The following is a 261-nucleotide window of genomic DNA, read 5'->3' on the forward strand; positions in this document are numbered from 1 at the left end:
GCTTACGCGGGCCCTTGCGGGTACGCGCGTTGGTCTTGTTACGCTGACCGCGAACCGGCAGACCGCGACGATGACGCAGACCGCGGTAGCAACCGAGGTCCATCAGACGCTTGATGTTCATGTTGATTTCGCGACGCAGGTCACCTTCGGTGGTGATCTTCGCGACTTCGTTACGCAGCTGATCGATCTGCTCGTCGCTCAGGTCCTTGATCTTGGCAGCCGGGTTTACGCCGGTGGCTGCGCAGATGCTCTGAGCAGTAG

At 60.5% G+C, this 261-nt stretch carries 1 protein-coding gene; it reads right to left on the reverse strand.

Going from position 1 to position 261, the window contains the following annotated elements; all coding sequences use genetic code 11:
* The coding region (rpsM, locus tag ACLJNW_RS26095) for a 30S ribosomal protein S13 (protein WP_410961488.1) at window positions 1–261 on the reverse strand (261 nt) is incomplete at both ends.

Origin of the sequence: Salmonella sp. SAL4457, from assembly GCF_046548235.1 — a bacterium.
Lineage (GTDB): Bacteria > Pseudomonadota > Gammaproteobacteria > Enterobacterales > Enterobacteriaceae > Salmonella > Salmonella enterica.